12 protein-coding genes are annotated in these 15,347 nt (G+C 52.9%); 1 reads left to right on the forward strand and 11 read right to left on the reverse strand.

Translation table 11 applies throughout. The features are described 5' to 3' along the window. Positions 1-5: 5 nt before the first annotated feature. The 9 genes from pseI to MUN86_RS08805 all read right to left on the reverse strand — a co-directional run bounded on the left by pseI (position 6) and on the right by MUN86_RS08805 (position 9,673). A complete protein-coding gene (gene pseI / locus MUN86_RS08765; RefSeq protein ID WP_245124255.1) occupies positions 6-1,040 on the reverse strand; it encodes a pseudaminic acid synthase in 1,035 nt (344 codons plus the stop codon). 235 nt (positions 1,041-1,275) lie between these two features. Next, on the reverse strand, positions 1,276-2,766 hold the full coding sequence (gene pseG / locus MUN86_RS08770) for a UDP-2,4-diacetamido-2,4,6-trideoxy-beta-L-altropyranose hydrolase (protein ID WP_245124257.1): 1,491 nt from the start codon (positions 2,764-2,766) through the stop codon (positions 1,276-1,278). 1 nt (position 2,767) lies between these two features. Further along, a complete protein-coding gene (locus MUN86_RS08775; RefSeq protein WP_245124260.1) occupies positions 2,768-3,493 on the reverse strand; it encodes a cytidylyltransferase domain-containing protein in 726 nt (241 codons plus the stop codon). A gap of 43 nt (positions 3,494-3,536) precedes the next feature. Then, entirely contained in the window at positions 3,537-4,703 is a 1,167-nt protein-coding gene (pseC, locus tag MUN86_RS08780; RefSeq protein ID WP_245124263.1) for a UDP-4-amino-4,6-dideoxy-N-acetyl-beta-L-altrosamine transaminase, read from the reverse strand. Next, positions 4,651-6,441, reverse strand: coding sequence for a hypothetical protein (locus MUN86_RS08785; RefSeq protein WP_245124265.1), 1,791 nt, complete (start codon positions 6,439-6,441; stop codon positions 4,651-4,653). Before MUN86_RS08785 ends, pseC begins: the two co-directional genes overlap by 53 nt. Next, positions 6,438-7,118, reverse strand: coding sequence for a TylF/MycF/NovP-related O-methyltransferase (locus tag MUN86_RS08790; RefSeq protein WP_245124268.1), 681 nt, complete (start codon positions 7,116-7,118; stop codon positions 6,438-6,440). Before MUN86_RS08790 ends, MUN86_RS08785 begins: the two co-directional genes overlap by 4 nt. Positions 7,119-7,179: 61 nt before the next feature. Next, positions 7,180-8,199, reverse strand: coding sequence for a UDP-N-acetylglucosamine 4,6-dehydratase (inverting) (pseB, locus tag MUN86_RS08795; protein ID WP_245124270.1), 1,020 nt, complete (start codon positions 8,197-8,199; stop codon positions 7,180-7,182). Between the two features lie 164 nt (positions 8,200-8,363). Further along, positions 8,364-9,173: a glycosyltransferase gene (locus tag MUN86_RS08800; RefSeq protein ID WP_245124273.1), complete on the reverse strand. Its 810-nt coding sequence runs from the start codon at positions 9,171-9,173 to the stop codon at positions 8,364-8,366. A 29-nt stretch (positions 9,174-9,202) separates the two neighbouring features. After that, positions 9,203-9,673 carry a glycosyltransferase family protein gene (locus MUN86_RS08805; protein WP_245124275.1) on the reverse strand — a complete coding sequence of 157 codons (471 nt, stop codon included), beginning with the start codon at positions 9,671-9,673 and terminating at the stop codon, positions 9,203-9,205. Positions 9,674-10,018: 345 nt separating this feature from the next. On the opposite strand from MUN86_RS08805, the gene ffh reads away from it, so the two are divergent. Beyond that, on the forward strand, positions 10,019-11,377 hold the full coding sequence (gene ffh / locus MUN86_RS08810; protein WP_245124278.1) for a signal recognition particle protein: 1,359 nt from the start codon (positions 10,019-10,021) through the stop codon (positions 11,375-11,377). Between the two features lie 149 nt (positions 11,378-11,526). Here ffh and MUN86_RS08815 read toward each other — a convergent pair whose 3' ends face one another. Then, positions 11,527-12,369 carry a T9SS type A sorting domain-containing protein gene (locus MUN86_RS08815; RefSeq protein ID WP_245124280.1) on the reverse strand — a complete coding sequence of 281 codons (843 nt, stop codon included), beginning with the start codon at positions 12,367-12,369 and terminating at the stop codon, positions 11,527-11,529. A gap of 1,022 nt (positions 12,370-13,391) precedes the next feature. Beyond that, positions 13,392-15,320, reverse strand: coding sequence for an Ig-like domain-containing protein (locus MUN86_RS08820; protein WP_245124283.1), 1,929 nt, complete (start codon positions 15,318-15,320; stop codon positions 13,392-13,394). Between the last annotated feature and the right edge of the window lie 27 nt (positions 15,321-15,347).

Genomic DNA, 15,347 nt, shown 5'->3' on the forward strand with positions numbered 1-15,347 from the left:
AGCTATTAAAGGGCCTCCCATGTAAGAGGCGTACCAGCCGACAAATGTTGTCGAGCTGGTTTACCTAGCAACTGGTCGTAGTAGCGTGGTGGCAATCCGTCGCCGGGCCGGACGACGCGTAGGTTTTCCTTAGTGAATACCTCGCCAGCCTGAATTTCCTGTGCCACGTAGAGAGAACGTTTGTAGAGGCGGCTCTTTTCTTCGGCACGTTGCACGCCATATTGTATCTGGCCCAAAGCCTGCCAAGCCCGCTCTGTTTCTGTTACTAGACTGGCTACTTCCTCGGGTTCCAAGGAGAAAGCAGAGTCTACGCCACCGTCGGCCCGGCGAAGTGTGACGTGCTTTTCAATAACACAAGCCCCTAGAGCTACTGCTGCTACGGAGGCACCTACTCCGGCCGTATGGTCGGAGAGGCCGACGAGGCAGTCGGGGAAGAGCTGCTGAAAGTGCGGGATAGTGCGCAGATTAGTATTGAGTGGCGTTGCCGGGTAGGTGCTAGTACATTTCAACAGCACTAGGTCGCGGCAACCCGCGTCGCGCAACACTTGCACTGCTTCTGCTACTTCTGCTAATGTACTGGCGCCCGTGCTCATAATGACGGGTTTGCCCGTAGCGGCTACTCGCCGCAGCAGGGGCCAGTCAGTGTTTTCGAACGAAGCAATTTTATAGGCTGGTACGTCGAGCGATTCCAGAAAATCGACAGCCGTTTCATCGAAAGGCGAGCTAAAGGCCAGCATGCCGTGCTGCCGGGCGCGCTCAAATAGTGGCTGGTGCCACTCCCACGGCGTGTGCGCCTCCTGGTATAACTCGTGCAATTCACGGCCATACCACAACGAGTTGGGGTCGTCGATACGGTAAGCGCCAGGCAGGGTCATGGTATCGGCGGTGTAGGTTTGGAGCTTGATGGCATGGGCTCCGGCGGCGGCCATAGCATCCACAATGGCCAACCCTCGATTCAGATCCTGGTTGTGGTTGCCGCTGAGTTCGGCAATGATGAGTGGCGGCTGGTCAGGGCCGATGAGACGGGAGCCAAGTTGCATAGCAAAAAAATGAAGCGCACGTAAGGAATCTCAAAAGTACTGCTTGCTGACCGAATCAGTCGGCAAGTGCTTGCTGGATACAGGCGTAAACATTCTTAGTTCTGGTAGCTAAATACAAAGCTGTAAATCCTATTCGAGCAGTGTACTTAAGTCCACTGCTTGCCTAGTTAGGAAGACGACGGCTATCGTTATGCAGAACATAAAGGAGTCTAATCGAAGAATACTGTGTATAAGTTTATATCACTGCGCATTCCCAAACGAACGTAACGGATTCCGGAGAAATATTTGCTTGCTCTGGAAGCAGGGAAAATCCGGCTCTCTCAAAAGCTTTAATTGAAGCTGTATTGTGCTGGTGCACGTGGCCTAGTATCTGTTGCACCTGCGTAAATGTCTGGATGAGGTAGCGCGTGCCGGCTAGCAACAATAGCGCCGCTAAACCTCTGCCCCGAAACGGAGCAGCCAGCGAATAGCTAAGGGTAGCCTGTGCGCCCGCCACCTGGAAACGGATAATTCCCACGGGGCTGCTATTATCGGGTTGTTCGGCTAGTAGCAACAGGCTACTTGGGTCAGTTAGTCGGGCCGCCAACCATTGTTCGTGCTCGGTGCGTAGTACCGGACTTGGGTTGAAAGAATACTGTCGAACAGTTGGATCATTGGTCCATTCGAACAGTAGATCAGAATCATGGAGGGTTGCTGGGCGTAAGTGAAAGGGTGGTGGTGGCAATTGCAACGCCCGAAACTCTTGCTGTAACCGCACAGGTGCGAGTCCATCAAAGGCACGCCGTTGTTTCTGCCTGAATTCGGCAGCGAGCGTGTGCGCCCCCGACGACAGCACCTTCGAAGCGCTTGCATAGGGTAGCGCCAACTCGGTGGAAAGAAGAAAGTAGTTGATGTCGCGTTGATTGTCTGCTACAGGCAGAAGCAGTAGCAAGCCCCCTCCGGCCGCACAGTACTCATAGCTAACGGTGCTGGGCGAGCAAACTGCTGCCCCGCACTGGCGCATCAGTACTACCAATTCAGCGGCTGATAAGTTGCGGTGCAACGTCAGACGAGCGTGCTGGCTGGCCCACCCTGACAATTCGTTCCATCCAGTATAAGCACTGCCTACTACCGCGTGTACATGCTGCACCGCAGTAAGAGCCAGTAGGGTTTCCGCTACCTGCCGTGTTTGATGCGTTGGGTCGGCGCCACCCAAACACACCAATACTACATCGGGGGCAGCGGTAGGGGTGGGCAGAAGCGATGCGCTACGGAAAGCCGCCCGCAGAGGCGCAAAAGCAGGTCCCACCAGCAAACGAGCTCCGGGCTGGCGCAACTCGTACTGACTAGCTTTGATGCCGCCCGCCGGATTTAGTACCAAATCGGCAGCCAATGGAAAGCTGTGCAAGTCGTCTACATAAATCAACTGCGCCACTTTGCCCCGCACTGTTTGTTGGTATCTGTAGGTGAAGGAATAGCCATCTAGCAGCAACACGTCTGTAGCGAGTAGCACATGGCGTACCAGCCAAGCGGCTTCTTCCGCTAACGGTTGGGTAGGCAATTCCACCACAGTGCAGTTGATAGCAGCTAATTGTCGACGTAGCTCTTCGTCGGGCTCCCGGATCAGAAATACACACGTGGATGCTTCCTCCTGTAGAATTTCCGCTAAGGCCAGCAGCCGCATCACATGTCCTAGGCCGATGCGAGAGTTGCCATCGGCGCGCAGCAGTAAGCGGGGAAGCGGCATTTTACAGTTTCTTTTGTTCGATGTGCGCGTTTAGCGCTACTAGCTCAGGGTGCTGATCCAAAAGCTGGATCAGAGCGTCGGTCGATAGAGTAGCCGCTTCATAATGTTCTATCAACTGCTGAATCAATTGGAAATCTTCGGGGGTATCCACTGTAAGGCGGTACAAACTACGATCCTCCCGGCGGGTGACATGCTGGAATTGGACCCGTCCTGACCGGTTTTGATGAATGTACGGCGTCACATGTTCACGGTCGGCAGGCAGAGTAGCGTGTAGAAACGCCTCTTCCAGCAATTCGCGTGAGAATATTTCGAAGTCGAGCCCTCGTGGATAAGTGCGCTCCAATACGTTGGACAGGTACAACCGGGAGTTATCGGTATGTATGTACGTCTGTACGTTTTCGGCTATTAATTGTCCGTCGAGCAACGGGCAATCTGAGGTTACACGCACAATTATGTCTAAATCATTGAATGCGGCGCACTGCTGGTAGCGAGCTAATACATCCTGCTCATCGCCTCTGGTGCAAGGTAGGTGCCGAGTGGCGGCGAAATCAGCCAGCGGATCGTCAGTGGCGTTAGTGGTGGTAGCTAAATACAGTGGCAAGCCGCTTTGTTGCACCCGTGCCACATGATACTGGAGCAATGGCTGGTCACCGACTGGCAAAAGCACTTTGCCTGGCAGCCGCGTACTGGTCATGCGTGCTTGCGAAATGATGCCAACCTTCTTCAACGAGAAACAGATTGAGTGAGTGGAATATGCTGTCGCTGGCTGACTACCGATCAATGAATTCCCGAATACAAGCTATTGCATAGTCTTGCTCTTCATCGGTGAGGCTCGGGAATAGTGGAATACTAAGGCAGCGCTGATAGTAATTCTCTGCTAGCGGAAAGTCTCCTGGCTTCCAGCCAAATTGCTGATAATAGGGCATAGTATGCACCGGTATATAATGTACCTGCGCAAATATTTGCTTAGCGCGCAACCAATCGTAGAGGCCTTTACGGTCTTCTACTTCAATAACATACAGGTGGTAAGCGTGCCCCCCGGCACCAGCCAAAGATGTTACGCCTGATATATCTGCAAATGCCTCGTCGTAACGAGCAGCAAGTTGGCGGCGGCGGGCAAGACCTTCATTAGCGCGCTGAAGCTGACTGATGCCAAGAGCACAAAGCATGTCTGGCATCCGGTAGTTGTACCCCAACTCCTGCATTTCCATGTACCAGCCACCATCGTGACGGTGCATTTGAGCAGGGTCTTTAGTGATGCCATGCGTGCGTAGCTTCAGCAATTCCTGGTAGAGGTCTTCCCGGTTGGTGGTAATCATGCCGCCTTCGCCAGTAGCAATATGCTTGACTGGGTGGAAGCTGAAAATAGCAAGGTCAGCGTATTGCCCATTGCCGCAGCTTTGCTGATGGCCTCGGGAATCTGTGAAATAGCCTCCTGGTGCATGGCAAGCATCTTCAATAATCCAAAGTCCAAACTCGTCGGCCAGCATTCGCGCTTCTTCCAGGTTGACGGGTAAACCGGCGAAATCCACTGGAATTAAGCCGTGGAAATAGCCTTTTGGGTGGCTTTCCAGCAAGCGCCGCACGGCTTGTAAATCAATCAGGGCGGTGGCGGGGTTGATGTCGGCGAAGTGCACCTCGCCGCCGCAGTAGCGCACGCAATTGGCTGAAGCCGCGAAGGTGATGGGCGTTGTAATGACGCGTTGGCCTGGCTGCACCTGTAGGGCCAACGCGCAAAGGTGCAGCGCCGCCGTACCGTTGCTAACAGCTACAGCATACCGAGCTCCTACATAAGCAGCAAATTGCTCTTCAAACTCACCTACTTTCGGCCCTTGCGTTAGATAATCAGAACGAAGCGTAGCCGTAACGGCCTCGATATCAGACTCAGTGATATGCTGACGACCGTAGGGAATAGGATGAGTGGGAAAATTGCTCATTGGTAAATTGAAATGTGCAGCCGTACGCCCTTTGAATGAATTGGTCAACTATGTGCTTCGTGTGCTTAGATAATCGTCTAGTGCAAAGACTGTTTACCGCAAAAGCCGCTTTATCTCGAAAACGATAGAGTAAAGCAGCACACCTAAAATGCATGGTCACCCCAACCGCGCCGCTTTCATTGAAATCGAAGTACCAGGAAGTCACGAATGGGTTGTCGGCCTGAATGGTCACCCAACCGGGCTGGCCATCGAGGAAGCTAGCTAGCTCCTGGTCGGTGTTCATGTCGATGCGGAGCTGACCGAAAGGGGCTACTTGGGCGGTACGGCTGAGAGTTTGGTTGTCGGCTTCGCGGTAGAAAGTTAGGTCTAGGTTGGCGGGCGTGGCGTACTCCTTTACGGGCGAACCGTTCAGGATAACTACCACTGAATGTTCGCCATCGAGAATGGGGCTCCACTTAAACGTACCGGGTTTAGTCAGGAGCTTGGCGTTGGCTACTTGCGAGTTGAAACAGACATTCGTTGGCAGGTTCATCGGGCGCTGCTGGCGTCCGACGTTCAGGCCGAACTTAAGGCGGGTTGGGATACGCTCCCGGTTGGGCCAATGCTTGATAATATTGACGCCACGCAACTGACGAGCCTGCTCCGGCAAAAAGTTCTCGCGGATAACATCGTTGAAGTTCAAGGTGAAGAACTGATCCGGCGAGGTTTCGAGGTGACGCCAGTTCTGAACAGTTCCTATGCGCTGGCCATTGGTGTCATAGAATTCGAGGTCGATGCCGAAGGCGGAAGGGGAGTAAATAGGATAGAACACCAATTGTGTGTACTCGCCTTCTTCCAAAAAGAGGGGCGCAAATACGGCGCTGTCGTGAAACCGCTCGTCGGTATTGCCCCAATAGGCCCCGGCGTCGCTGACGGCCGAGCTGTCGTAGTAGGTATGCGTGATGCTGAGGGCGTGACGCTCCAACTCGAAGTTGCCTGCGACGAAGCGCGGGAAGAAACCCCGGAAATTATGGTGGATCTTGATCGTGCCTTTCTGACCCTGTAGAATAGTGTCTAGGTCGATGTAGTCGCGCAGGTTGATGAAGTAGGTGCCGTAGGGTTGCACGTCGCGCAACTCAAACTCGCCTTGGGTAGCGCGGTCGTGCTCATCCACTATAGTCCAGCGCACGATCTGCTTCTCGTAAGCGTAGACGCCATTCACGAAGGCAAAAAATGGTGCGTATGCAGCGCCCGACAAGATGTCGAACCCGCATTCTGGAACTTGAATATCCTCGTTTTCCTGCAGGTCCTCGATGTCGTTGTACACCCGGCCGGTGGTATGTACAGTGGCCATAAAGGTGTCGCTGAAGTAATTCAGCACAAACGCCGGATAAGGATACACCAGGTCCCGGGTGGCAAATATTTCTAGCTCCAAAGAGCCAGTAAACTCGGTGGCCTCCTCGGTAGTTGTTTCGGCAAGCAAATCGCCAACTCGTAGCGCAAACGCTTTGGGTTCGGTGATAAGCAAGCTCTTGCGCAATAGGATGGTGCCGTTTTGCGCGCGGAGCGTCACCAGCATTTGTACCTCGGGAATGTTACGCTTGAGCAGCCAGTAGCCCATAAACAGCACCCGGCACGAGTAATGCGCGTTGTGTAGCACCGGAAAAATAGCCGACGACCGGAACACAGGCCGGCGCGTCAGACTAACGGTTTCGCCGGCAGCCAGCGTAGACTCGAGGTGCTTATGGTAGGTTTTCATAGAGAAGAACCCGGAGCCACGGGCTTACGGATAAAGCTGGGCGTGTGGGTGTAAGGAAGTTTTTGCAGCGTAAGCCCATATTGTTGCAACAACTCATCCACAGCGCGGGTTTCACCAGCTACCGTACCATAATCGTCAAACACGATGAGCCCTCCCGGTACGACCAAGTCGTAGAGGGCATCGAGGGCCACTTTGCTGGGCTTGTACACGTCTACGTCGATGTGCAGCAGCGCAACACGTAATTCGGGGTGAGCCACCACGTAGGCTGGCACAGTTTCTATTACGTCGCCAGGCACTAGCTCCACGTTGCGTAGCCCTTTATGGGTTAGCACTGCCTGCACCTGTTCCATGCTTAGGCCCTGGCCGGCTACATCGTCGTGGCGGGCGGCAAAGGCATTATCGGCTGCATCGTCGTGGCGAGGAAAGGAGCCGAAAATGTCGAAACCAATGATGCGGCGGGAAAATGGGCTTTCGAGCAACTCCCGAAAAGTAGCCCAACGCACCAGCGATGTTGCCTTGAACACGCCGCATTCCACTACCTGGCCGGGTAGGTGCGTAATCATCCGGTAGATTTCGAAGTGGCCCATGGCCTTCGCTAGCCGCGTAATGTCGCTGGTGAGGTAGAACCCGTTTTCGTAGGTAATGGCCTGGGCGGAATCGAAATTCTGGATGATCATGCAGAAAAAGAAAGGAGAATAGTAAACTGGAACCCGGTTCGAAAACTAATGCTGCACAGGTCTAAACCGTGAAATTAGGATCGACATGCAAGCGGATTTCCTCCCGAATTTCGTCGGCCGACAACCAGTCACTGTTGTTGGCTGAATCGTAGTGGAAACCCAACGGGACACGCTGCCCATCGAACTTCTCAATAAACTTATCGACGCTCCATTGCGGGGTAGAAGGGAGAATCACGTAATACTTGTCTAACTCCACCGTGCTCAGGGCATCGGTCGACGTAATCATTTCCTCGTGCAGCTTCTCGCCGGGCCGGATACCCACGATTTCCTGTTGGCAATTCGGTCCGATGGCCTGTGCTACCTCGGTTATTTTGTAGCTCGGAATCTTAGGCACGAAAATCTCCCCGCCCCAAGCATTTTCCAGCGCATAAAGCACTAGGTTCACGCCTTCTTCCAACGAAATGTTGAAGCGCGTCATGTCGGGGTGCGTGATGGGCAGCACACCGGAATGACGACGCTGCAAAAAGAAAGGTACCACCGATCCGCGCGAGCCAATTACGTTGCCGTAACGAACTACGGAGAAGCGTAAATCTCGGGCGCCTTTCATGTTGTTGGCGGCCACAAACAACTTGTCGGAGCAGAGTTTGGTAGCGCCGTAGAGGTTGATAGGAGCAGCAGCCTTATCGGTGCTCAGTGCCACGACATCTTTTACGCCGCAGTCGAAAGCGGCGTTTATCACGTTTTCGGCACCAAAGATGTTGGTCTTGATGCACTCCATGGGGTTGTACTCGGCGGCGGGTACTTGCTTTAGAGCGGCGGCGTGCACAATAATATCGACGCCCTCGCAGGCACGTTTCAACCGCTCCCCGTCCCGCACATCGCCAATGAAATAGCGAATAGCTGGGTACTTAGACTGCGGAAAAGTCTGCGACATTTCGTACTGCTTCAGCTCATCGCGCGAATACACGACCAAACGCCGGACCTGCGGAAACTTCTCGAACACGGTTTGTACGAACTGCTTGCCGAACGAACCGGTGCCACCGGTAACCAAAATGGATTTATTAGTGAGGTCGAGAGCCATTAGGGAATTGGGATGAGAAAAGGCGAGAATTAGAGTAGCGGTACAGTACCACCTCTAAATTGGGTGGCAAAGGTACGCTTACTTAAGGAGTGCAGAAAGCTAGCAACCGTTCAAAAGCAAGTCCCTTGCTCGTTGGTAATCTTTCTCAAGTCTGGTTTTCGCGCTTATGTTAAAAGCGCAACGAGTTGCTCGGTTAAAGCGCGCCGGGAATACCGAGTGTGACTAAGGGCTGGCAGGTCTAGATTGGGGTTGATGCGCCACTGTGCCACGAGAGATTCCAAATAATCAAGCATAGCCTCGTAGGCGTCGTACGGCCAGGCGCGGCCAGCCCCGCATTCCTGCAACAGATGGTCGGCATCGGAGCCGGTTGGGCCCACGCAGATAATCGGTTTGTTGGCCGCCAGGTACTCAAACACTTTCCCGGGCAGGATACCGAAGTTGTGGAGTACATCCGGAATAGCCATCAGCAAAGCAGTGGAACGCAGCAGATATTCCACCGACTGGTCGTGCGGCACAAAGGGCAGCAATTCAGTAGCTTCTGAAAGGCCGCTTTCTGTTATCTGCCGCTGCACTCCGTCGGCCACTTTGCCCACAAAGCGCAGTCGCAGCGGCACATCGGCATGCCGACGCATGCACTCCGCCACTGCGCTTAGGAACAGCTCAATGTGATAGGTTTCGGAGATGGTGCCGGTATGTGTGATGAGCAGCGCGTCGGTAGGAGGGGAGGAGGGAAGCTTGAAGTCGCTCTCGTCATAGCCGTTGGGCAGCACATGAAACTTGCTGTCTTTGAGCTTCGCCGATTTACCTAAGAACAGCCGTTTTGTGTCGGCACTCGTGGTGAGTACGATGTCGGCTTGCTCTAGTACCTGCCGCTCGTAGCGGGCGTCCAGCCAGCGGGCAGGCGCTGTTTGGTTGAGTTCGGCGCGGTAGTAAATATCAGTCCACGGGTCGCGCAGGTCAGCAAGCCAACGCAAGCCGTAACGGCGTTTTAGCTCAAGCCCAATCAACTGCGTAGAGTGGGGGGCGAGCTAGTAAGCACCGCGTCAAAGGTTTCGCCTTGCGCCATCAGTTGGGCGACGGCTTGCAGCGCATGCGAGTTCCAGCCGCGCCGCGCATCGGGAACAAACAAGTTGCCGCGTACAAATTTGAAAAGCTGCTGCGTGAAGCTGGTTTTGCTTTCGTTGGCAAACCCCCCATATGGAATCTGGGCGCGCCCCGTTAGTTTCTTGTAGCTTCCAAAAGGCTCGGAAGTACCCGTCCGTATCACCCGGACGCTGGCGGGTACCTCGGCGGCCAAAGAATGGTCTAGCACCGGATAAGCGCCTTGCGCCGGGTCCACGGTAAGCACGGTAGACTCCACCCCAAGTGCTGGTAAGTGCTTCACAAACTTCAGGCTCCGTTGCACACCTGCGCCTCCGGAAGGTGGCCAGTAGTACGTAATGACAAGCAAACGGAGCGGACGAGCAGCAGACACAAGGCAAGTAAATAGCGGGAAGATGCACGAAGGTACACAGACGCGGCCTTTTGGGGTTTTCTGGTTACTTTTGAAGGCTGAACTCGTCTCCGTTCATCTGCAACTCCTAGGAGGGTAGAAAAGCTCTACACTCTTTCGGTTAGATGGAATTTTGAAGAGCCACTAGGTTATAAGGAAGTTGGAACGAAGTAAGCCGCAATGAAAATGGCCTCTGGCGTGCATCTGTATGCACGTCTAGTCTGACCGAAGTTGGATGGCGCTCATATTAAGAAGCCTTCAATTAGGTAAAAAAAGATGCCGTGTTAATCAGCGAAACCAAGTAAATCAGCGCAAATCAGCGATTCAATGTTTGATAACTTAAGTACTAAACTCGATAAAGCCTTTAAAACCCTCAAGGGCCAAGGCAGCATCACCGAAATCAACGTGGCGTCCACCATCAAGGAAATCCGCCGCGCCCTCGTTGATGCCGACGTAAACTATAAAGTGGCGAAAGAAGTCACCGACAAAATCAAGGACGAGGCCATGGGCCGCGACGTGCTGACAGCCGTGTCGCCGGGCCAGCTTATGACCAAAATCGTTTATGATGAGCTAACGCTGCTCATGGGCGGCGACAAGAAGGATATTGTTATCAAGGGCGACCCGGCCGTTGTGCTGCTTTCGGGTCTGCAGGGTTCAGGCAAAACCACCTTTGCAGGTAAGCTGGCCTCGTTCATTAAAAAGCAAAACCGCACGGTGCTGCTCGTGGCCTGCGACGTGTACCGGCCGGCCGCTATCAACCAGCTCCAGGTGCTCGGTGAGCAGATTGGGGTGGAAGTGTACGCCGAGGTGGAGAACAAAAACCCGGTGGAAATTTCGCGCAATGCCATCGAGTATGCCCGCAAGAACAACAAGAAAGTAGTTATCATCGATACCGCCGGCCGCTTGGCCGTAGACGAGCAAATGATGACCGAAATCGAAGCGGTAAAGCGTGCCATCAACCCCTCGGAGACACTGTTCGTGGTGGACTCAATGACGGGCCAGGACGCTGTAAACACCGCCAAGACCTTCAACGACCGTCTCAACTTCGACGGGGTGGTACTCACCAAGCTCGATGGTGATGCCCGCGGCGGGGCCGCCCTCAGCATCAGGGCCGTAGTGGAGAAGCCTATCAAGTTCATCTCGACTGGCGAGAAGATGGAGGCGCTGGATATGTTCTATCCAGACCGGATGGCCCAACGCATCTTGGGCATGGGCGACGTTATCTCGCTGGTCGAGCGCGCACAGCAGCAGTTCGACGAGGACGAAGCCAAGCGTATCAACCAAAAGATTCGCAAAAACCAGTTCAACTTCGACGACTTCCTCTCGCAGCTAGAGCAAATCAAGAAGATGGGTAACCTCAAGGACTTGGTAGGCATGATACCCGGCATGAGCAAGGCCATCAAGGACGTAGAAATCGACGATGATGCCTTTAAGCCCATTGAAAGCATCATCAAGAGCATGACACCTCATGAGCGCGCCAACCCTGATGTACTCAACGGCTCACGCCGTAAGCGCCTCGCTAAAGGTTCGGGTACTGATATTCAGCAAGTGAATAACCTCATGAAGCAGTTCGAGGATATGCGCAAAATGATGCGTACTATGAACAAGATGAGCCAAACTAAAGGCGGCATGCAGCAAATGGCCCGCATGATGGGCGGTATGGGCAAAGGGGGCGGTAAGTTCTAACACCTAGTTTCCAGCAAACAGAAAGGCCCGGACGTACTATACGTCCGGGCCTTTCTGTTTGCTAGGAACTGATTTGCCAATCATTATAAAGAAAACTGGCCGCTGCAGAAGTCTGCGGCGGCCAATTTCACTGACGAAATCTTGAAGCGTTAGTTACGCACCATCGGTAGGGTAACAACGGTTTCGGCGTTGCGCACCCGGATCAGGTAAGAACCAAGTGGAAGCGCATTCAAGTCGAGCTGATGTTGAAGCCCACCTAGTAGCTGAAACTTGCCCACTACGCGGCCCGATATATCCATTACCTCAACCTGCGAGTCGAGCGAAGACAAAGCAGTAAGGTCAAGCGTAGCAGTGCCTTGGTGCGGGTTAGGATAGAGGGCAATAGCCGCCTTCGTTCCGCGCTCAAACTTCACAACACGTATCGGCGAGTAGCTGCTGCTGCCATCGAGGTCTACCTGCTGTAGGCGGTAGTAGATCGGCTTCAGCGACAAACGACCTGCGCCAGCATCTGTGTAGCGGTAAGCAACTTCCTTAGAAGAAGTACCTTGACCTTTCACGACATTGATACGCTCAAAGTTCTGGCCATCTAGGCTGCGCTCGATGTTGAATTGGTGGTTTTGTAGCTCACTAGCAGTACCCCAAGTCAACTCAGCGTTCAAGTCCTTGGCTACTACATCAAAGCGCTTCAACTCAACTGGGAGTGGACGAGCAACTATTACATCCTCTCTGCTACTGCTGCTGGCTCCATAATTGGTGCCTCCTGCTGATGCACCTCCCGAAGCATAAGGACTATTAGGGCCTACCCTTTGAGTAGCTGTAGTGCGAGTAGGATCGAGGTAGGTTACTGTGGCATCAGCCTGATAAGCAATGCCATCAATGGCTGTGCTAGCGACCGTAGCACGGAAGGTGATGCTTACAGTAGCACCGGCCGGAATAGTACCAATACCAAAGGTTGGAGTACTAGTAGCGGTAGTTGGTGCAGTAACGGTCAAGTTAGTAGCCGCTGTTTTGTTGCCTGTGTTTCCCGTTTCATTAGCCAATTGTAGCGTTGCTACTGGCTTGAAAGCCGGATCATAGGCAAAGATATTAGCGGTTAACGATACTAGAGAACTTACAGAACTTGCTGACCCACCTAGATTGGTTACTAGGAGTGTATAGGTAGCAGGGCTTACTGATCGATCAGCTCTGCGTACCACATTGCGAGTAGAGGTCGATAGTTCAACGTTGAATGTGGGCAGGCAAGCACCTACACTTGCAACTGCTGCTGGTATATCAGTATCTGAGGTTCCAGTGTTGCCGTTAGTAGCATCACTGTCTGAGGTGACTGTACCTCCTCTACTGTTGTTATAAGTTGCAGTGCCATTGCTAGCTCCGGTGAAAGTTGAGTTTAGTAAACCACTAGCAGCATAAACACGACCGCCACCGCCACCGCCGCCGGTACCATAGGATACAGTGGAAGTGCCAGTAGTGTTGCCACCGCGTCCACCAAGTGCTTGTACACTTATACTGTCTGTATTGGAGGTTTGAACAGCTACTAATACGGTTCCACCGGCACCGCCGCCGCCGCCGCCATTATTTGTAGAAGCACTGCCTGCATCGCCATTAGTTATAATTGGTGCAATGCCACTAACCGAGCCAGTACGGAAAATAATTATTCCACCACCATCACCACCATTGCTGGTAAAAGAATTTTCAGGCGAGCTACCATTGTTATTAGAACCTGCGCCACCGCCGCCGCCAAGGGTTAAACGGCTTGCCGATGCGGATCCAATTACAGCCCCACCTCTTCCTCCATATGAGGAGTTGCTTCCGTTGTATTCGCCGCCTATACCGCCAACTCCTCCATTTGCTCCACCACCACCACCGGTGTTGCCATCATTGCTAGAAGTAATAGCGTCACTACCGCCACCGCCAGCGTTACCCGGAGCACCTTGACCTAAGCTGCCACCAGGATAATTATCGTTAGCATTCGTAAATACGGCGCCATTATTATTCACAAATAAGGGTGTGCCCACTATTCCTTCCCCTTAGAGCCGTGAGCTCCCGTCGTTCCAGTAACAGCAGATCTCACATAGTCTGCATTGTCGAAATTACCGTTGCCAATATATCTATTGCCACCACCGCCACGGAAGCCCTTGCCAGTCATGTTCAAGGAACTGTTTGCTGAGAATTTCGTCTTGCCTGCTACGTCAAGTGCAAGTATGCCGCCCGTTGAGCCATTCCATTCTGTTCCAGTTACTCCTCCGTTAATGACTAGAGAAGAATATTGTGGCACTCGAATCACCTGGAAGCGGCGCAACCCAGCCGTGGCCGTGATACCAGCATCAGTGTATGCATTCACGAGCCCTGTTGTCAGTGGTACAGCGCCATTTGCTACAGGACCTGCAGCGGTAACATATTCGTACGTTCCAGCCGTGTAGTTGGTACCAAGGATACCGGCTCCGGTTCTTGTATTGGACCCGTATCTATCGGAATTTGCTACGTTGATTTCTGCGCCCTGCATTTGCATAACTAACAATAAGTCGCCAGCAGCAATAGGTGCAGTACTGCCCGTAGCCATGCCAACTGAAATGCTGGTTGCACCCACTGCGGCTGATGCAGTACCAGGGTAGTATGTGTTAGGAGTAGTTGTGCCGTCAAGAGCAGCAGGACCATCTTTGCCGGGAGTAGCACAAACTCCAGCTGCATTGGCGATACCAGTAATAACAGTGCTGATAGTGGCCGTGTTATTTGTAGCCACAGGATCAGGAACGGCAGGGGCAGTTGTTACGTAGTTTGTAGTGCCGGTAACGGTGCTGCCGTTGGTATTAGGAGCAGTAAAGGATACAGAGTTAACAGTTGGGTCTGTCGCACCTACTGCTAGGCTAGTAATAGTGGTAAACGTAACTAACCCACTAGTTGCATTGTATGAACCATTTGTTACCTCTACCCCTGTTAAGTTCGCAGGAAGCTGTAGCCTAGGAATTACATTTGTAGCTACCTGAGTGCCAAGGTTGGAAGTATTTGCGGTGTAAGTGATGCGCGAGCCAGGATTGGCAGAGGTTGGGCCGCTTACAGTTGTAGATACATCGGCTCCCTCTACAATGATGGTAATGTTGCCCGGGTTAGAATAGTATAGTGGAGCGGTAGAGCCGGCTACGTCCTGCATTATGTACGGCAGAGTCACTACACCCGCGAAAGTACCACTGGGCCTGAAAGTGACTAGCCCATTGTCGTCCACTGTGAAGGTTCCTTGGCCGCCAGGCATAGGATAGCTTTTCTGTACACCAGAGGTAGTGATGTCTAGGTCAACCGTCCCTGGTTTATATTCACTGCCAGAGAAAACGTCATTGTTGAGCACATTTAGTGTAACATTCTGATTGTAAATCGTACCGGCAATATCGTCATTGGCAATAGGAGCTTGCACAATGGCTAGGTTACGAATCTCATGAATGTTGGTGCTACCACCTGTAGAGCCCGCAAATCCAATGCGCAACCTATCGGGTGGAGTTGCAACGGTAAGGTTATCGATGGCTTTCGTTACTTGAGTGCCGTGCTGAATGCGCACAGTAATTTTGTAAGTTATATTCGGAGTAACACCCTGAGGTATAACATCAATGTAGGCCCGACGGTAATTATCATTCTTTGAATCGGTGACTCGTGTTGATACATCCAGACTAAACGGTAATGTGCCACTTCCCCCTAAATAAGGATAATCAGTGATGCTCTGGCCGTTGCCTGCCCCACGGACGGAGATGGCATCGGGTGTTTCGCCTGGTCCCTTAACACGTCCTTCTGTTGGGTTGGCAAAGTTGCCGAACTCATCAATGCCAATACCTATGTAGCCATTGGGGACGCCATTGCTGATAGGCGCAATCGTCTTCTGGGCGTAGCCGAGTGAGCCACCTGAAGCCCCAGGAGTAAAGTCTGCAGCATTCGTTTTGTCAGCATCAACTAGAAACACTGAAAACCCGTCTGCTCCTAAACCGGT

It is taken from the genome of Hymenobacter volaticus, assembly GCF_022921055.1.
Classification (GTDB): Bacteria; Bacteroidota; Bacteroidia; order Cytophagales; family Hymenobacteraceae; genus Hymenobacter; species Hymenobacter volaticus.